This window comes from Agrobacterium sp. ST15.13.013, from assembly GCF_027956525.1.
Taxonomy (GTDB): Bacteria; Pseudomonadota; Alphaproteobacteria; order Rhizobiales; family Rhizobiaceae; genus Agrobacterium; species Agrobacterium salinitolerans.
The window spans coordinates 169753-188265 of sequence record NZ_JAQKGP010000009.1 but is presented as its reverse complement, the minus strand read 5'-3'; the positions used below and the strand labels follow the sequence as shown (position 1 = coordinate 188265).

Below are 18513 nucleotides of genomic sequence, written 5' to 3'. Positions count from 1 at the left end.
AATTGTCAAAAAACAGACCACACTAAGCAGTCAATCAATCAATCCCCCAAGGCTCAAAACCCCGGAAACAAACAAGCATTCAGCTCATCTTCTTGATTTTCTTAGAACGAAAGACTTCGTCGCCAGCAGCGCCGCCGCCCTCGTTCAGTGAGCGGACTTATAAGAGATCACCCTCAAACAAGTCAACACACCAAATTCGAAAAAATAAAGAAATGTGATATCTGCATGATTCTAAAAGGAGATTTCGTTTTCATGAGCGTATCGGCATAATAAGACGCCACCGAGCTTGTGGTTTTGCACAGGGGAGTACGCCCACGCGCATGAAGACGGGTCCCGCGCCTTCTTTTAGCCCCCTTCCTCGCTAACTGCTTTGCCAACGAAGCGTTAACACGAGACATGCCTGCGCGTGTCCCTATACAGACGGTTGCGACATGTCTTCCGGTGCGTCGACCGATTTGACTCACGGCTTTGAAAGTTGCACATCTTCGCGTGAAGTTTCTGGAGAGCGCATGACCGACGGGGCACAGCTGGTATGACTGCGGATCGCAATGTGATCCGGTCGCTAGGTACGGAACCGCCAATTCTGGCGGAAGGACGACGTGCACCCGATCGCCGTGAGATTTCGTTGCGCTGGCTTTCGGGCACGTTCCTCACGGGGATTACCTCTTCCATCTTGATGGGGGTTGCGCTGTTTGCCGCTCTTGACGGTCGCCAGCAGCTTGCCATTCCCGCCGAAGCTTTCGCCAAGACGGATATGGGCGACAATGTGACGGAGGCAGCTCGTCGCGGCACTCGCCTTGTTGCTCCGAACATCGCGGCCCGCCCCTCCGATCGCTCGATCATGGAAGTTTCCACCGTTATCAATGAAGGCGACAAGGAAGTGGTCCGCAAGGTCCCCTTCTCTCACGTCAAAATTCCGCTGGCGTCCAATTACGCGAAACAGGATGACTACCCCGCCTTTGATCCGCTGAACATATTTGCCAGCAACGACGACAAGGATGCGCCCGCTCCGGCGGCGAGCCGCACCGGCACGATCTACGGCTCCGAAGTCGAATCCGAAGTCAGCCTGAAAACCGTCGCCTTTCCCATCCAGCACTCCAAATATGCTTTTGCGGGCTCCCTGAGCTTCGATGAGGTCGAGGAAGCAGTACGTTCAAACGGCTCGATCCTGACGGACGGTAACGAGCAAGTTGCGGCACTCTACTACATCGACCCACGCCGCTTCGATAATGATGATGGCGATGTCGACATTACCGCCGGCCTTGCTGCCCGCGTTGTCGAGCAAAACATGTCGGTTTCGACCCCGCAATCACCCTCGGTTCCCGCCAAGGAATATGCCGACGACGTCATCCCTGCCCGCCAGACGGAGACAATCGAAGCTGCCCTCTTCGGCGCCGGTTATTCGAAGGCGCAATCCTCCGAAATTGCCGGGCTGCTTTCGCCGCAAATCCAGTCGAACAATGTCGAAAGCGGCGACGTTCTGCGCGTCGGCATCATCCAGGAAGACGAAAAGAGCGACATCGTGCGCGTGAGCCTTTATCGCAAGGGACGCCACATGGTCACCATGGCCATCGATGATCGCAAGCGTTTCATCAAGGCTAGCGAACCGCCGAAGCTCGACGCCGTGGCGACCGCCTTCGACAGTACGCCAGCGCCTGCCGCCGGTCGCGATCTGCCGAGCGTTTATGACGGAGTCTACCGTGCGGCTCTGGCTTACGGCATGAACCAGAGCATGGTTTCGCAGCTCATCAAGCTTCTGGCCAGCAGCGTCGATTTTCAGGCGCAGCTCAAGCCGGCCGATACGCTGGAGGCCTTTTTCTCCGTGGAGGACGCGGACGGCAAGGCGACGGACAAGTCGGAACTGCTCTACGTGAACGCCAAATTCGGCGACAACGAGACACGTTTTTACCGTTTCCAGAACCCGGACGACAACAGCATCGATTATTTCGACGAGAACGGCAAAAGCATCCGGCAGTTCCTGTTGCGCAACCCCGTTCCGAACGGCCGCATGACATCCGGTTTCGGTATGCGCCGCCATCCGGTTCTGAAATTCAGCCGTATGCACACCGGCACCGACTGGGCGGCGCCCCGTGGAACGCCGATCATCGCGACCGGTAACGGCATTGTGGAGAAGGCCGGCTGGGCATCCGGTTACGGCAACCAGACCCTGATCCGCCACGCCAATGGCTATGTCTCTTCCTACAACCACCAGAGCGCCATCGCCAAGGGCGTCACCGAAGGTTCCAAGGTCCGGCAGGGTCAGGTGATCGGTTATGTGGGATCGACCGGCCTTTCGACCGGCGCGCATCTGCATTACGAGCTGATCGTCAACGGCACCAAAGTGGACGCCATGAAGGTGCGCCTGCCGGGCGGCAAGTCGCTTTCCGGCGAGGCGCTGGCGCGGTTCTCCGATGAGAGAAAGCGCATCGACAATCTGCTCAACATCGCGGACAAGCCTAATCAGGTGGCGAGCCGGTAACTCGGCGGACTTTTACGGGTTAAAAAGTTGTCAAATGAAAAGGGCTCCGTTTCCGGAGCCCTTTCATTTTATGCCGCATCGGCCGTTTCAGTCTCAGCCTCACCCTTGGCGGGTTTGACCTTGAACAGCAGGCGGTCGGTGCCTGAGGTTACCTTAACCCGTGAACCATCGGGGATTTCACCGCCGAGGATCATTTCCGCCAGCCTGTCCTGAACCGATTTCTGGATCACCCGCTTCAGCGGACGCGCGCCGTAAGCCGGATCGTAACCCTTATTGGCAAGCCAGTTGCGGGCATCCTCATCCAGTTCGAGCGTGATCTTGCGATCTGCCAGGAGCGAGACGAGACGCTTCAGCTGGATTTCCACGATCGCACCCATTTCGTCACGCCGCAGGCGGTGGAACAGGATGATATCGTCGATACGATTGAGGAATTCCGGCCGGAAATGCGACCGGACCCGCTCCATGACCAGTTCGCGAACCGAATCCACATCGTCATTGTCGCCCATCTGCGTCATGAATTCCGAACCGAGGTTCGAGGTCATGATGATGATGGTGTTCTTGAAATCGACGGTGCGGCCCTGGCCATCCGTCAGGCGGCCATCATCCAGCACCTGCAAGAGGACGTTGAACACGTCCGGATGCGCTTTTTCGATCTCGTCGAACAGCACGACCTGATAGGGCCGACGGCGAACCGCTTCCGTCAGCGCGCCGCCTTCTTCGTAACCGACATAGCCGGGAGGCGCGCCGATCAGCCGCGCGACGGAGTGTTTCTCCATATATTCCGACATGTCGAGGCGAACCATCGCGGTTTCGTCGTCGAACAGGAAGCGAGCGAGCGACTTGGTCAGCTCGGTCTTGCCCACGCCCGTTGGGCCGAGGAAGATGAACGAACCGATCGGCCGGTTGGGATCCTGAAGGCCGGCGCGCGAACGGCGAACCGCCTTGGAAACCGCCTGAACGGCCTCGCCCTGCCCGACAACGGACTTGGCAAGCTCGTCTTCCATGCGCAGCAGCTTTTCGCGCTGGCCTTCCAGCATCTTGTCGACCGGAATGCCGGTCCAGCGGGAAACGACATGGGCGATATTGTCCGCCGTCACCACTTCCTGAACCATTGAGCCGGCGCCGCTGCTGTCGCGGGCTTCCGCCGCAGCCAGTTCCTTTTCAAGGCTCGGAATGATGCCATATGTCAATTCGCCGGCGCGTTGGAACTGGCCGTTGCGCTGGGCGATTGCCAGCTCGTTGCGGGCTTCATCCAGCCGCTTCTTCAAGTCGGCGGCATGGCCGAGCTTCTGCTTTTCCGCCTGCCAGCGGGCCGTCAGCGCATCCGCCTTTTCTTCCGTATCGGCCAACTCGTCCTCGAGCTTCTTGAGGCGGTCGGCGGACGACTGATCCGTTTCCTGCTTCAGGGCTTCGCGCTCGATCTTCAGCTGAATGATGCGGCGATCCAATTCGTCCAGTTCCTCCGGCTTGGAATCCACCTGCATGCGAAGACGCGAAGCGGCCTCGTCCATCAGGTCGATTGCCTTATCAGGCAGGAAGCGGTCGGTGATGTAGCGGTTGGAAAGCGTCGCAGCCGCAACCAGGGCCGAATCCGAGATGCGGACCTTGTGGTGCTGTTCGTATTTTTCCTTCAGACCGCGCAGGATCGAAATCGTGTCCTCAACGGTCGGCTCATCCACCAGAACGGGCTGGAAACGGCGTGCAAGGGCCGGATCCTTTTCCACATGCTTGCGATATTCATCGAGCGTGGTGGCGCCGACGCAGTGCAGCTCACCGCGGGCAAGCGCGGGCTTTAAGAGGTTGGACGCATCCATCGCGCCATCGGCCTTGCCGGCGCCGACCAGCGTGTGCATCTCGTCGATGAACAGGATTATGCCGCCATTCTCGGCCTGCACTTCGTTCAGAACCGCCTTCAGGCGTTCCTCGAACTCACCGCGATATTTCGCACCGGCGATCAGCGCGCCCATATCGAGCGCCATCAGCTTCTTGTCCTTCAGGCTTTCGGGCACGTCGCCATTAACGATACGCAGCGCAAGGCCTTCCGCAATCGCCGTTTTACCGACGCCGGGTTCACCGATCAGAACGGGGTTGTTCTTGGTACGGCGTGACAGGACCTGGATGGTGCGGCGAATCTCGTCGTCGCGACCGATGACAGGGTCGAGCTTGCCTTCGCGGGCTTCTTCCGTCAGGTCGCGCGCGAACTTCTTCAGCGCATCGAAGCCCTGTTCGGCATTGGCGCTGTCAGCCGTGCGGCCCTTGCGGATATCATTGATGACCTGATTAAGCGCCTGCGCCGTTGCGCCGGCCTTCTTCAGGGAAGCCGAAGTGGTGGCGGAACTTTCAATCGCAAGTGCCTGCAGCAGACGCTCGACAGTGACGAAACTGTCGCCGGCCTTCTTGGCGAGATCTTCCGCAGTCGAGAACACTTTGGCAAGCGGCGCGGTGAGCGAAAGGCCGCCATTGCCGCCGGAAACCTTGGGCAATTTCGCAAGTGCCGCATCATTGGCAAGACGCGCTTCCTTGGCGTCGCCGCCGGCGCGCTCGATCAGCGATGCCGCCATGCCCTGCTCGTCATCGAGCAGTACCTTCAGAACGTGTTCGGGCGAAAATTGCTGATGGTTTTCGGCAAGCGCGAAGGTCTGCGCCGACTGCAGGAAACCGCGAACGCGCTCGGAGTATTTTTCAATATTCATAGTCGAACCTCCATAGACCGGCCCGCCCGCTTTCGGCACGGCACCGGGTGTTAGGGTTGAGGCTCCCTCAAAAGGCAAGCCCCGCTACGACAGCCGTGCTTAAGAGATTTCACGTCCGTCGCCTCTCGCTGGTCGGCACCGACGATGCGGTGTTTGTCCTTCCTGCACGAATATGGGAGCCGTTTTCATCGGTTTAAAGGGGAGCAAATCCGCCATATCGGGAAATTTTCGTTCGATCTGACAGGTGTCAATTCGCCTCGCCGGATGAAGCTGGAGAAGGTGAACTACCGCCGAAAACAAAAAACTCCGGCAAACCGGAGTTTTTCAATCGCCATGTGATTTGCAGACGCTGCTTATTCGGCAGCATTCTCGAGAGGCGCGACCTCTTCACCCGCAGGCGTTTCTTCGCCTTCGGCGCCTTCCGCCGCGGCGGTACGGCGCGGGCGACGCTGACGGGGGGCAGCTGCACGGCGGGTCTTCGGGGCGCGTTCAGCCGCTGGTGCTTCCGCCTGCTGCTGCTCTTCCTCGACAGCCACTTCCATGGGCGTGCCTTCAATGACGGGCTGCGGCGCCTGGCTGGCGTCGTAAACCGGAGGCTGCTGTTCGGCGGTCACCTGCGGCTGGCGCGGCTGACGCTCCTGCCGTTCGCGGCGATCCGGACGCTCACGACGCTCCTGGCGCGGTTCGTTCCGCTCGTTACGCTCCTGGCGTTCGGGCTGCTGCGCCCGCTCGGCCTGTTCGGCCTGCTGCTGCGGCGCAACGGCACCTTCATCGCCGTCGTTCACTTCCATATCGTCACCGTCGGCGGCATTGTACTCGCCGCGGTCGTCGCGCTGGAAGCGTTCCTGCATCTGGGCCTGAGCCGACGCAATGATGCGGTTGTAATGTTCAGCGTGCTGCAGATAATTCTCAGCGATCACGCGGTCGCCGGAACTCTGCGCGTCGCGCGCCAGCGCCGCGTATTTTTCCGCTATATGCTGGGCTGTGCCACGGATTTTAACATCGGGGCCGGAACTGTCATAAGTCCTGGTGAGCGGGTTGCCGCCCTTGCGGTTGAAGTTGTTGTTACCGCCACCATTGTTATTGTTGTTGTTTCCACGCCCCCGGCCGCGCTTGTTTTGCTGTCCTGGCCTCATCAATTGCTCACCTGAATTCTGTTTTGCTGACAATCTGGTTGTTTTCATGCAATTCCGGGCGGAAAACCGCTGGAAATTTTTTCCTGAAATTGCTCCATCACTTGCCTTGCCGAAGATAACTCCCGGGCAAGACCTCGCGTATGACGACCGGCTGCGCAAATGCTGCACCGAGCCGTCTGCGAACAAAGTTTACTGATTCACATGCCGGAAACGCCCAGCCTTTCAGGGCTCCTTAAAGAACCCGCTTCGGGACTGACCCATACCCTGACGAATCTCAGTTCGTCCTCAGCCACCCGGCATGTGGCCGCAAACTATCCCGCTTCCCGCGGAAATCCAAGCCTTTTCTTTTGCTGTGCAAAATATCCTTGCAAAAAATCCGCAGACATATCGCGAACAACTATCTCCGGAAGGTCAAAACTCTGTCGTTACCGCCATAATCCTTGACGGCGTCCAGAAGAGAGAAGCCGTGGGAAGCAAATATAGCGGAAACATCAAGCCTTTGATCGAAACCGATCTCCACACCGACAATCCCGTTTTCCACAAGAAAGCGGCCTGCATCGGCAGCGATGAGGCGGTACGGTGCAAGGCCGTCCTGACCTCCATCCAGCGCCGCCATCGGGTCGTGGTTACGAACCTCCCGGTCGAGCGTTGCGACGATATCAGTTCTTATATAGGGCGGATTCGACACAATTATGTCAAAGCGGCCAGAGATTTTTTCAAACCAGTCACTGCGAATGGTTTCGAAGCGTGAACTGAGGCCGTTTCGAGCGGCATTTCTGGCGGCCGTTTCCAGCGCATCGGCCGAAATATCACTGCCGATACCGGACGCCTGCGTACATTCCTTTAGCAGTGCCAGACAGATTGCACCCGTTCCGGTGCCTAAATCCAGAATGCGGACGCTACCCGTTCGGGAAACCGTCTCCTTTAACGCCGGCAACAGCGTATCGACGAGAACCTCTGTATCCGGGCGGGGTTCGAGTGTTTCCTTCGATAGAAGAAGATCAAGGCCGTGAAACTCGCGGTGGCCGAGAATGCGATGCACCGGTTCGCCCAAGGCCCGCCGCTCGATCATGGCGGTGATACGCGCGTTTTCTTCCGCGCTGACCGGGCGGTCTGACTTCATCACGAAATCGGTCAATGAGAAACCGACGACTTCCGCAATCAAAAGCCGCGCATTGAGAAGCGGATCATCGATCCCGGCTGTCTGCAGCCTTTTGCGGGCGGCGGCAAGCGCGCTCGCGATACTCGCTTCAGCCGCCGTGCTCAAAGCTGTTCGCCGAGCTGGGCGAGTTGTCCCGCCTGATAATCGGCGATCAGCGCATCCACAAGTTCATCGATCTCGCCTTCGATCATGCGATCGAGCTTATAGAGCGTGAGATTGATGCGGTGGTCTGTGACACGTCCCTGCGGAAAATTATAGGTGCGGATGCGCTCGGAACGGTCGCCGGAACCGACCTGGCTCTTGCGGTCGGCCGAGCGTTCACTCTCCACCTTCTGCCGCTCGATGTCATAAAGACGCGAGCGCAGGACCTGCATGGCCTTGGCGCGGTTCTGATGCTGCGATTTTTCCGAACTGGTGACGATCAGGCCCGTTGGTAGATGGGTGATGCGAACGGCGGAGTCTGTGGTGTTGACGTGCTGGCCGCCGGCTCCCGACGCGCGCATCGTGTCGATACGGATGTCTTCCGGACGGATTTCGACGTCGATGTCTTCCGCCTCCGGCAGCACGGCAACAGTGGCGGCAGACGTATGAATGCGACCACTCGCTTCCGTTTCCGGCACACGTTGTACACGGTGCACGCCGGATTCGAATTTCAGCTTGGAGAACACGCCACGCCCGCTGATCGTGGCGATGATTTCCTTGTAGCCGCCCGCTTCACCTTCGCTTGCGGAAAGAACTTCCACCTTCCAGCCCTTGGTCGATGCGAAGCGCTCATACATGCGAAAAAGATCGCCGGCGAACAGTGCCGCCTCGGAACCGCCGGTTCCGGCTCGAATTTCGAGGATCGCGCTTTTTTCGTCCGCCGCATCCTTTGGCAACAGCAGGACCTGCATATCCTTTTCAAGCTCGCCGATACGGGTCTCGACCTCTGGCAGCTCCATTTCCGCGAGCTCGCGCATATCCTTGTCGGTCGTCTTGTCGGCCAAAAGCGCTTCTAGATCGTTGGCCTCGGAAACAGCCTTCTCGTAGTCGCGGATTTTCTTCACCACCGGCTCGAGTTCGGAATATTCCGAAGCCAGTTTCACATAGACATCCGCTGCCGGGCCTGCCGACATGCGCGCTTCGATCTCGCCGAAACGTCTTTCCAACTCACGCATTTTTTCGACGGGAAGCTTCGCCACCAGTCACTCCAATAATGAAACAGGTCTTTTAGAGCGCTTTCGCTTTTCATCGAAACGCGAAAACGCTCTAACTTTTTGTTTTAACGCATTTCCGGACGGAAAACCGGGGTCCACTCTTCCTGGAAATGCTCTAAACGGGAATGGAATGCGTCGCAGCGAAGCGTAACAACACCTCGCGCGCGCTTTCCAGCGAATTGTGATCGTCCAGCGCCGCGTTCAGCTCTTCGGCAAGGCGCGCGGCATCGAGCCCGAGCAGCATTGCCTTGACCGGACCGATTGCCGTCGGTGACATGGAGACCGAACGGAAGCCGAGGCCGATCAACGCCATGGCCGAAAGCGGCTTGCCCGCCATTTCGCCGCACAGCGTGACCGATGTGTGATGCCTTTCGCCAGCGCGGACGATATCGCGCAGAATGCGCAGGAACGGCTTGCCGAGATTGTCGAAACGATCCGAAACACGCGCATTGCCGCGGTCGACCGCCATCGAGAACTGGAACAGGTCGTTCGAACCGACGGACACGAAATCCACCTCCTGCATCAGCTCATCGAGCTGCCACATCAGGGAGGGCACTTCCAGCATGGCGCCGAATTGCAGCTTTTTCGGCAGCGCATGGCTGAATTTCGAAAGATGCTGCACTTCCTTCTGCAGCAGATCGCGCGCCGCACGGATTTCGGACACTTCCGTCACCATCGGCAACATCATGCGCAGCTCCGCACCGGAGGCGGCACGCAACAGCGCCCGCATCTGCGTGCGCATCAGGCCCGGACGGTCGAGCGACAGGCGAATCGCCCGCCAGCCCAGCGCCGGATTTTCCTCTTCCTGGCCCCGCATATAGGAAACGACCTTGTCGCCGCCGATATCCAGCGTGCGGAAGGTAACGCTCTTGCCCTTGGCCTGCCGAAGAACCGAACGGTAAAAGGCCTCCTGCTCCTCGCCCTTCGGCATATTGGAGGCGATCATGAATTGCAGTTCGGTGCGGAACAGGCCGATGCCATCGGCGCCGGATTCCTCCAGTTGCGGCAGGTCCACCAAAAGGCCCGCATTCATCTTCAGATTGACCTTCTGGCCATCCTTGGTGATCGGCTCGACATTGCGCAGCGCGCGGAACTGCTCCTGCCGCTTGGCCCGCAGGCGAACTTTTTCCTCATAGGCGCGCTGCAAATCCGACATCGGGCGCAGATGCACCTGGCCGTCATCGCCATCGATAATGATGGGATCGTTATTTTCCGCCAGCGCGACGATGCCGGTCGCCTGCCCGATGATCGGAATGCCCATGGCCCGCGCGACGATGACGACATGGCTGGTCACCGCGCCGTCTTCGAGCACCAGTCCACGCAGTTTTTCACGCGGATAATCCAGCAGCTCGGCAGCGCCCATGGCTCGCGCCAGAACGATGGCGTCGAGCGGGAAATCCTGCTCCGGCCCACGCCCGCCAAAACCGATCAGCTGGCGCAGCAGCCGGTTGGCGAGATCGTCGAAATCATGCATGCGCTCACGCAGATAGGGGTCAGTGAGCCGCATCATGCGCGCCTTGGTGTCGCTCTGCACCTTCTCGACCGCCGCTTCCGCCGTCAGGCCGTTGCGGATGGCCTCTTCCATGCGCCGCACCCAGCCCTGATCGTGGGCGAACATGCGGTAGGTCTCGAGAACCTCGCGGTGTTCGCCCTCGGTCGGCACGTCACGGCGCTGCAACATGTCGTCGATCGACAGGCGCAGCGAGCCGATGGCGTCGGCAAGACGGCGGATTTCCGTATCGGCATCTTCATTGAGCAGGTTGGTGACGACGATGCGCGGATCGTGCAGCACGACGTGGCCAAGGCCGATTCCTTCGCCATAACCATCGCCATCGATGGAAACCGCGCGCGTCAGGTCCAGCTCCACGCCGGGGCGGGTGATCTTCTTCAATTCACCGCTCGCCACTATTTCAGCGATAAGCATCGCGGTTGTCTCGAGCGCTTCAACTTCATCCTCCCGATACGTTCGGCTGGCCTTGTTCTGGACCACAAGAACGCCAAGAGTGCGACCGGAGCGCAAAATCGGCACGCCGAGGAAGGAATGATAAATTTCCTCACCGGTTTCAGGAAGATAGCGGAAAGCGGGATGCGCCTGCGCATCGGAAAGATTGAGAGGTTGGGCGGACGCGGCGATGGTGCCGACAAGACCTTGCCCCATTTTCAGCTGGGCAAGATGCACGGCATCCTTATTGAGACCTTCGGTCGCATAAAGTTCCAGCACGCTGTCGGAACGCAGCACGTAGACCGAGCAAACCTCCGCCACCATGTTGCTGGCAATCTGACGGACGATCTGGTCCAGACGCTCCTGCGGTTCAAGGTGCTCCGCCATCATTTCGCGCAGCCGCTTGAGCAGGACACGCGGACCTGCGGAAAGGTCTCTCATCGCGTTTGCTCCCCGACGCTTCCGATCCGAATGTCATAATATTCGGGAATCAAAAGGTCATTTAAAAATTTATAGCGCGAGAAGCGCGTCCCGCAAGGGACACGCTTTCATGAAACGCCGCATCGGAAGAACGCAACTCCGAAGAATCGGAGCATCGGGAACCGATGTCTCGGGTTCAAGCTTTATCGAGGCCGTAAGCGGAATGCAAAGTGCGAACGGCAAGTTCGGCATAGGCGCCGTCGATCAGGATCGAAATCTTGATCTCGGAGGTGGTGATCGCCTTGATGTTGATGTTCTTCTCGGCAAGCGCCTTGAAGGCACTGGCGGCCACGCCGGCGTGGCTGCGCATGCCGATACCGATGACCGACACCTTGGCGAGGCCCGTCTCGTTCTGCGCGACGTCGAAGCCGATCTGGGCCTTGTTGTCTTCCAGAAGCTTGATCGCCTTGGCGACGTCGCCCGAAGGAACGGTGAAGGTCATGTCGGTGCGCGAACCGTCTTCGGAGATGTTCTGCACGATCATGTCGACATTGATATGCGCTTCGGCGAGCGGCCCGAAGATCGCGGCGGAGACGCCCGGACGGTCGGCCACGCGGCGCAGCGAGATCTGTGCTTCATCCTTGGCATAGGCGATGCCGGTTACGACTTCCTGTTCCACGATTTCATCCTCGTCACAAATCAAAGTACCGGGCGGGTTGATGAGGTCGCCCATGCCCGGCGCATCGGGATCCTCGAAACTGGAGCGAACGAAGGTGCGCACCTTGTGTACCATGGCAAGCTCGACCGAGCGAACCTGCAGAACCTTCGCGCCGAGAGACGCCATTTCGAGCATTTCCTCGAAGGCGATCTTCTTCATGCGGCGAGCCTTCGGCTCGATGCGCGGGTCGGTCGTGTACACACCGTCGACATCCGTATAGATGTCGCACCGGTCCGCCTTGACGGCGGCGGCGATGGCGACAGCCGAGGTGTCCGAACCGCCGCGGCCGAGCGTCGCGATGCGGTTGTCAGGACCGATGCCCTGGAAACCGGCAACAACGGCAACCTGGCCTTCGCCCATGCGCTTGACGATATCGGAACCGTCAATTTCCAGAATCCGGGCGGCGCCGTGCGCATTGTCGGTGCGGATCGGGATCTGCCAGCCCTGCCAGGAGCGAGCATTGATGCCCATGGATTGCAGCGTGATTGCCAGAAGACCTGACGTCACCTGTTCGCCGGATGCAACAACCGCATCATATTCGCGCGCGTCGAAAAAGGAGGCGGCGTTGGCGCCAGCCACCTTCGCGGCGTTCTGCACCCAGTCCACCAGCTCGTTGGTTTTACCGGACATGGCAGAAACGACCACGGCCACTTCATGGCCGGCATCCACTTCGCGTTTCACATGCCGTGCGACATTGTGAATGCGTTCGAGGTTCGCGACGGACGTGCCGCCGAATTTCATGACAATGCGAGCCATAGCCTTGACCAGTACCATCCCATTTTCCCGCCGGCTCCTTTAGGAAGCGGACGGACAAGAACAAACCCAGTCGGCCCTTCCTGAAAAGAGCCTCAAGTTGCGGGTCTCTTAGCGAAAAGGTGGGGGGCACGCAATGCCGTTTATGAACCATGCGGTACGCCTTCTTTCTGGGCCGATAAAACGGACGAAGACAGCATCGAACCGTTAACGAGATAAAGCACCCGTAAAAGAGCGTACCGCAGTGCACTGTACAAATGGGCCCATTCGCAGTATGAGCGCGGCAATGCAACCGGCCAGATGGCCGAAATGGCCTGCATCGGCTGCCCCGGAGACATTAGGATCTATTGGTTTCGGGCGGATGCGGGCAGCTTCATATCCGAAAGACGGTAGATGACAGACACCCAGGGTATCGCCCCGGCGATCGCGCAGGCGTTGGAAAAACGCGGCTACAAAGACTTGACCCCCGTGCAGCAGGCCATGCTTGCGCCCGAACTCGCCGACAAGGACGCGCTGGTTTCCGCGCAGACCGGTTCCGGCAAGACCGTTGCCTTCGGCATCGCGCTCGCGACCACGCTGCTGCGTGACAATACCCGTTTCGGCCAGGCCGCTGCCCCTCTGGCGCTTGCCATTGCCCCCACGCGCGAACTGGCCATGCAGGTCAAGCGCGAACTGGAATGGCTTTATGAGTTTGCCGGTGTCTCCATTGCCTCCTGCGTCGGCGGCATGGATATCCGCAATGAGCGCCGGGCGCTGGAGCGCGGTGCGCATATCGTCGTCGGCACGCCCGGCCGTCTCTGCGACCACATCAAGCGCAACGCACTCGATCTTTCGTCGATCCGCGCCGTCGTGCTCGACGAAGCCGACGAGATGCTCGATCTCGGCTTCCGCGAAGATCTGGAATTCATTCTGGAAGAATCGCCCGACGATCGCCGCACGCTGATGTTCTCGGCCACCGTGCCGCGCAGCATCGCCAAGCTGGCCGAAAGCTACCAGAAGAACGCCGTGCGCATCGCCACCGCTTCCGAACAGAAGCAGCATGTGGATATCGAATATCGCGCGCTCCTGGTGTCGCCTTCCGATCGCGAGAACGCCATCATCAATGCGCTGCGCTTTTATGAAGCCCGCAACGCCATCGTCTTCTGCTCCACCCGGGCCGCGGTGAACCATCTGACGGCACGCCTGAACAATCGCGGCTTTTCGGTCGTGGCTCTCTCCGGTGAACTAACGCAGAACGAACGCACACATGCCCTGCAGGCCATGCGTGACGGCCGCGCCCGCGTTTGCGTGGCGACCGATGTTGCCGCCCGCGGCATCGATTTGCCCGGCCTCGAACTCGTCATCCATGCCGATCTGCCGACCAATTCCGAAACGCTTCTGCACCGTTCCGGCCGTACCGGCCGCGCCGGTCAGAAGGGCGTCAGCGCCGTCGTGGTGCCGGTCAGCCAGCGCCGCAAGGCCGAACGCCTGCTCGAAGGCGCCAAGGTCAGTGCCGCATGGGTTCACCCACCCTCCGTTGAACAGATCGTCGAGCGCGACGGCGCCCGGCTTCTGGCCGATCCTACGCTGAGCGAAGCAGTGGCGGATGACGAACGCGATTTCGTCACCAAGCTGCTGGAACAGCATGGCGCGGAAAAAGTCGCCGCTGCCTTCGTGCGTCTTTATCATGCCGGACGTTCGGCGCCGGAGGACATTTTCGAGGTCGCGCTTGACAACACCCGCAAGCCGCGCCGCGACAGTTTCGAAACACCCGAAAACAATGCGCCGCGCCGCGACAGGTCCGATTTCTCCGACAGCGCCTGGTTTTCGCTCTCCGTTGGCCGCAAACAGAGCGCCGAACCGCGCTGGCTCATCCCCATGCTCTGCCGTTTCGGCAAGATCACCCGCCAGGATATCGGCGCGATCCGCATGCAGCAGACGGAGACCTTCGTGGAACTGGCGGCTGATGCCGTCGACCGTTTCACCTCCGCCATCGGCAAGGATATGACGCTCGAAAAGGGCATCCGTCTGAAGGCGCTGGAAGGCAAGCCGGAAATAACCGGCAGCTTCCGCGAAGACACCCGCCCGGCGAAGGCCCAGCGCAAGTTCAGCAAATCGGACAATGCTGCCGCTCCCCGCGATGACCGCAAGGGCGACGACAAGCCCTGGAAAAAGAAAAAGCCCTTCGGCGACAAGCCGAAATACGAGGGCAAGAAGGACAAGCCGTTCGAGAAGCGTGGTCCGAAGCAGCCGAAGGGCTAATTGCCTTTCGCTCTTCGACATCTGAAAGTCAAAGGCCCCGTTTTTGCACGGGGCCTTTTTATTGCGACATTTACAGAATGTCCGTCACGGGCATCCCTATTTGGTCGTCACTTCGACAAGGGCCGTGACCGGCTTACCGTCAACCAGAACGGGTTGATGGTGATCGTTCGCCAGTAGAATGCCGATGACATGCCGTCCGGCCGGGCTGGGGCAATGGCCAAAATGGGCCTTGATCAAATCCCCACCGAAGTCGCTGTTCATGCTGTTATACGTGCGGCCGGGAATATTGCACGTATCACCTGAAGGGTCGATTTTCATATGCACGTGGCCGCATTGGCCGTTGTCTCCACATTGCCCGGCGGCAAGCAGCATGAAGTTGCTTTTGACGACGACGCCGATTGCGCGTTCCGGGTCATTCCCCAGCTCTATGACATCGCCGGCTTTCGGCCAGACGATTTCGAGGGTTGGGCTGTCCCCGGCATATGCGACGGCGATTGGAAGTAAGGTAAATGCGAGACTGAACTTTAACAATAAACGCAGCATTGAACCCTCCTGACAAAATGTAATCGATGCTTACATCAAGGGAGCGGCTTTACGCAAGAGAAAAATAATCAGTGATTACATCCGCGTTCCATGCTAGGGACAGCCATGAGTACGAACATGAAAGCGAATGGGGACAAGCCCTACCACCATGGCAATCTCGTCGATGAACTTGTTGCGGCAACGATCGCAATCATCGAGGAGCGAGGTGTAGAGAACATTTCAGTCCGCGAAGCCGCCAAGCGCGCTGGCGTTTCGCCTGGAGCGCCGTTCAGGCATTTCCGTTCGAAAACAGCTCTGATGACTGCTGTCGCGGAACAGGCGATGAGCCGACTGACCGAATCCGTCGAAGCCGCAAGACGACAGGCCGGCAGTGACGATCCCCTCGTCGCCTTTGAAGCCATCGGCCACGGCTATCTGCGCTGGGCACTGGCCAATCCGACGCATTTCGAAATCATCAGCTCGAGAACGCTGATCGATTTCAATTCGTCCGATATTCTACGCGAGCAGAATGACGCCATACGTCGCCTGATGGTCAACCTGCTCGCGCAGGCGCGTGAAAACGGCCAGCTCGCAAAGGGCCTCGACCTCGACCAACTCGTGCTAAGCTCCCGCGCACTGGTCTATGGCCTTGCCCGCATGGCAATCGATGGGCATTTTCCGGAGTGGCATGTCGCAGAGCCCCCTTCGGAAGCGATGCATAAAGCACTGCATCTGTTCATAGGGCAGTTCCCCAAGGGATAGCCGCCAAAAGAAAAGCCCCGCTTTCGCGGGGCTTTTCCATTCTATCAATCAAAACATCGGCAATCAGAACTCCAGCGCGCGATCGCCGTTTTCGTCCTTGATGCGGTTCGGAAGACCGATCTTGTTCAGAAGGTTCAGGAACGGCTTCGGCGGCAGTTCTTCAACATTCGCCATCTGCTTCACGTCCCATTCGCCAGTCGCGATGAGCATGGCGGCTGCGACCGGCGGAACGCCGGCGGTGTAGGAAATCCCCTGCGAGCCGACTTCTTCATAGGCTTCCTTATGGTCAGCCACGTTGTAGATGAAGACTTCGTGCTCCTTGCCGTCCTTGATACCCTTGACGATATCGCCAATGCAGGTCTTGCCGACATAATCAGGCGCCAGCGAAGACGGATCGGGCAGCACGGCCTTGACCACCTTGAGCGGCACGACTTCCAGGCCTTCGGCCGTCTTGACCGGCTTCTCGGACAGGAGGCCAAGGTTCTTCAGCACGGTGAAGACGTTGATATAGTGATCGCCGAAGCCCATCCAGAAGCGCACATCGGCGCCGTCCATGTTCTTGGACAGCGAATGCACTTCGTCATGGCCGGTCATATAGGCCTTCTGCTTGCCGACGACAGGCAGGTCGAATTCCTGTCCGACTTCGAACATCTGGTTCGTCTGCCACTGGCCATTCTGCCAGGAGTAAACGACGCCGGTGAATTCGCGGAAGTTGATTTCCGGATCGAAGTTGGTGGAAAACCAGCGGCCGTGGCTGCCGGCATTGATATCGACGATATCGACCGAGGTGACCTTGTCGAAATACTCATCCTTGGCGAGACGCGCATAGGCGTTGACCACGCCTGGGTCGAAACCGACGCCGAGAATGGCGGTAACGCCCTTTTCCTTGCACTCTTCCGCGCGCTTCCACTCGTAGTTTCCATACCACGGCGGCGTCTCGCAAATCTTGGTCGGATCCTCGTGGATCGCCGTGTCCATATAGGCAACACCCGTGTCCATGCAGGCACGAAGAACGGACATATTGACGAAAGCCGAACCGACATTGATGACGATTTCCACGCCGGTTTTCTTGATCAAGGCTTTCGTCGCCTCGATATCCATCGCGTCAAGCGCATGGGCCTCAAGTTTCACATCTGTCTTGAGGCTCTTCTTTTCGCGTACGGACTCGACAATCTTGCGGCACTTTTCCACGGTCCGTGACGCAATATGAATGTCTCCCAATACATCGCTGTTCTGGGCGCACTTATGCGCCACGACCTGTGCTACGCCACCGGCGCCGATGATCAGAACGTTCTTCTTCATTTCAGGTGATGCCTCCTTTTCCCCGCAGGGATGAGCTTCGTTTCATGTTAAAAACAGGGTTTAAGACAGGCTTTGCTCGAAATCGGCAAAGTCGAATTCACGAACGGCGCGAACGGTGCCGTCCAGTTCCTTGATGGCGATGGTCGGCATCCTCACGCCGTTGAACCAGTTCTTCTTGACCATGGTGTAGCCGGCCGCATCCTGGAAGGAGATGCGGTCGCCGACCTTCAACTCCTTGTCGAAGCGAAAATCGCCGAAAATATCGCCGGCGAGGCAGGACTTGCCGCAGACCATATAGGGATGCTCGCCTTCGTTCGGCAAAACCTTGGCGGTTTCACGATAGATCAGCAGATCGAGCATGTGCGCTTCGATGGAGCTGTCGACGATAGCAAGGTTCTTGCCGTTGAACAGCGTGTCGAGAACCGTCACTTCGAGCGTCGTGCTCTTCGTGATCGAGGCTTCGCCCGGCTCCAGATAGACCTGCACGCCATATTTTTCGGAGAAGGCCCGCAGACGGTCGCAGAACTGGTCGAGCGGATAATTATCGCCGGTAAAGTGGATACCGCCGCCAAGGCTCACCCATTCGGCACGCGACAGCAGCGATCCGAACTTTTCCTCAATCTGGGTCAACATGCGGTCAAACAGAGAGAAATCGCCGTTTTCGCAATTATTGTGGATCATGAAACCGGAAATGCGGTCCATGACCTTGTCGACCTTTGCCACATCCCATTCGCCGAGACGGCTGAAGGGACGCGCGGGATCGGCAAGGTCAAAGCTCGAAGAGCTGACCTGCGGGTTGAGGCGCAGACCACGGGTGATACCGGAGGCCTTGTCCGCAAAACGCTCGAGCTGGCTGATGGAATTGAAGATGATCTTGTCCGCATTCGAGATCACCTCGTCGATTTCGTAATCGGCATAGGCGACGGAATAGGCATGGGTTTCACCACCGAATTTCTCGCGGCCGAGACGGACTTCATAAAGCGAGGACGAGGTGGTGCCGTCCATATATTGCGACATGAAGTCGAAAACCGACCATGTGGCGAAGCACTTCAGCGCCAAGAGCGCCTTGGCGCCGGATTTTTCCCGCACATAGGCAATCTTCTCCATGTTGCGAAGAAGCTTTGTCTTGTCGATGAGGTAATAGGGCGTCTGCAGCATGTCGTTTCACATATTGATTGAAGTCAAGG

12 protein-coding genes are annotated in these 18513 nt (G+C 58.8%); 3 read left to right on the top strand and 9 right to left on the bottom strand.

Features of this window, described 5'->3' with window-relative positions:
- Positions 1-532: 532 nt before the first annotated feature.
- Positions 533-2479 carry a M23 family metallopeptidase gene (locus PL597_RS11930; RefSeq protein ID WP_137412440.1) on the top strand — a complete coding sequence of 649 codons (1947 nt, stop codon included), beginning with the start codon at positions 533-535 and terminating at the stop codon, positions 2477-2479.
- A gap of 68 nt (positions 2480-2547) precedes the next feature.
- Here PL597_RS11930 and clpB read toward each other — a convergent pair whose 3' ends face one another.
- The 6 genes from clpB to PL597_RS11900 form a co-directional block, all read right to left on the bottom strand.
- Positions 2548-5172 (bottom strand): ATP-dependent chaperone ClpB, encoded by a 2625-nt coding sequence (clpB, locus tag PL597_RS11925; protein WP_142913466.1) that lies wholly within the window; start codon positions 5170-5172, stop codon positions 2548-2550.
- A 353-nt stretch (positions 5173-5525) separates the two neighbouring features.
- Positions 5526-6308 (bottom strand): DUF4167 domain-containing protein, encoded by a 783-nt coding sequence (locus PL597_RS11920; RefSeq protein WP_077984937.1) that lies wholly within the window; start codon positions 6306-6308, stop codon positions 5526-5528.
- Positions 6309-6705: 397 nt separating this feature from the next.
- Positions 6706-7575 carry a peptide chain release factor N(5)-glutamine methyltransferase gene (gene prmC, locus PL597_RS11915; RefSeq protein WP_191218080.1) on the bottom strand — a complete coding sequence of 290 codons (870 nt, stop codon included), beginning with the start codon at positions 7573-7575 and terminating at the stop codon, positions 6706-6708.
- A complete protein-coding gene (gene prfA / locus PL597_RS11910; RefSeq protein WP_077984939.1) occupies positions 7572-8651 on the bottom strand; it encodes a peptide chain release factor 1 in 1080 nt (359 codons plus the stop codon). Before prfA ends, prmC begins: the two co-directional genes overlap by 4 nt.
- Before the next feature lie 130 nt (positions 8652-8781).
- Positions 8782-11049 (bottom strand): phosphoenolpyruvate--protein phosphotransferase, encoded by a 2268-nt coding sequence (gene ptsP / locus PL597_RS11905; protein WP_077984940.1) that lies wholly within the window; start codon positions 11047-11049, stop codon positions 8782-8784.
- Between the two features lie 175 nt (positions 11050-11224).
- Complete coding sequence (locus PL597_RS11900) at positions 11225-12502, bottom strand: aspartate kinase (protein ID WP_077984980.1); 1278 nt, start codon at positions 12500-12502, stop codon at positions 11225-11227.
- A 390-nt stretch (positions 12503-12892) separates the two neighbouring features.
- Here PL597_RS11900 and PL597_RS11895 point away from each other — a divergent pair, with 390 nt between their 5' ends.
- Entirely contained in the window at positions 12893-14740 is a 1848-nt protein-coding gene (locus PL597_RS11895) for a DEAD/DEAH box helicase (protein WP_191218079.1), read from the top strand.
- 96 nt (positions 14741-14836) lie between these two features.
- Here the strand turns inward: PL597_RS11895 and PL597_RS11890 are convergent, their stop codons facing one another.
- Complete coding sequence (locus PL597_RS11890) at positions 14837-15283, bottom strand: hypothetical protein (RefSeq protein WP_191218078.1); 447 nt, start codon at positions 15281-15283, stop codon at positions 14837-14839.
- Positions 15284-15400: 117 nt separating this feature from the next.
- On the opposite strand from PL597_RS11890, the gene PL597_RS11885 reads away from it, so the two are divergent.
- On the top strand, positions 15401-16024 hold the full coding sequence (locus PL597_RS11885) for a TetR/AcrR family transcriptional regulator (protein WP_244614264.1): 624 nt from the start codon (positions 15401-15403) through the stop codon (positions 16022-16024).
- 63 nt (positions 16025-16087) lie between these two features.
- Here the strand turns inward: PL597_RS11885 and PL597_RS11880 are convergent, their stop codons facing one another.
- Entirely contained in the window at positions 16088-17326 is a 1239-nt protein-coding gene (locus tag PL597_RS11880; RefSeq protein WP_191218077.1) for a saccharopine dehydrogenase family protein, read from the bottom strand.
- Positions 17327-17386: 60 nt separating this feature from the next.
- Positions 17387-18484, bottom strand: a complete 1098-nt coding sequence (nspC, locus tag PL597_RS11875; protein ID WP_137412445.1) for a carboxynorspermidine decarboxylase — start codon at positions 18482-18484, stop codon at positions 17387-17389.
- Between the last annotated feature and the right edge of the window lie 29 nt (positions 18485-18513).

What these genes read in the sequence shown, in the direction of transcription:
- PL597_RS11890 (WP_191218078.1), bottom strand. Translation starts at nt 15,283, where the DNA reads ATGCTGCGTTTATTGTTAAAGTTCAGTCTCGCATTTACCTTACTTCCA.
- PL597_RS11900 (WP_077984980.1), bottom strand. Translation starts at nt 12,502, where the DNA reads ATGGCTCGCATTGTCATGAAATTCGGCGGCACGTCCGTCGCGAACCTC.
- PL597_RS11880 (WP_191218077.1), bottom strand. Translation starts at nt 17,326, where the DNA reads ATGAAGAAGAACGTTCTGATCATCGGCGCCGGTGGCGTAGCACAGGTC.
- clpB (WP_142913466.1), bottom strand. Translation starts at nt 5,172, where the DNA reads ATGAATATTGAAAAATACTCCGAGCGCGTTCGCGGTTTCCTGCAGTCG.
- PL597_RS11885 (WP_244614264.1), top strand. Translation starts at nt 15,401, where the DNA reads ATGAAAGCGAATGGGGACAAGCCCTACCACCATGGCAATCTCGTCGAT.
- ptsP (WP_077984940.1), bottom strand. Translation starts at nt 11,049, where the DNA reads ATGAGAGACCTTTCCGCAGGTCCGCGTGTCCTGCTCAAGCGGCTGCGC.
- PL597_RS11895 (WP_191218079.1), top strand. Translation starts at nt 12,893, where the DNA reads ATGACAGACACCCAGGGTATCGCCCCGGCGATCGCGCAGGCGTTGGAA.
- PL597_RS11930 (WP_137412440.1), top strand. Translation starts at nt 533, where the DNA reads ATGACTGCGGATCGCAATGTGATCCGGTCGCTAGGTACGGAACCGCCA.
- nspC (WP_137412445.1), bottom strand. Translation starts at nt 18,484, where the DNA reads ATGCTGCAGACGCCCTATTACCTCATCGACAAGACAAAGCTTCTTCGC.
- PL597_RS11920 (WP_077984937.1), bottom strand. Translation starts at nt 6,308, where the DNA reads ATGAGGCCAGGACAGCAAAACAAGCGCGGCCGGGGGCGTGGAAACAAC.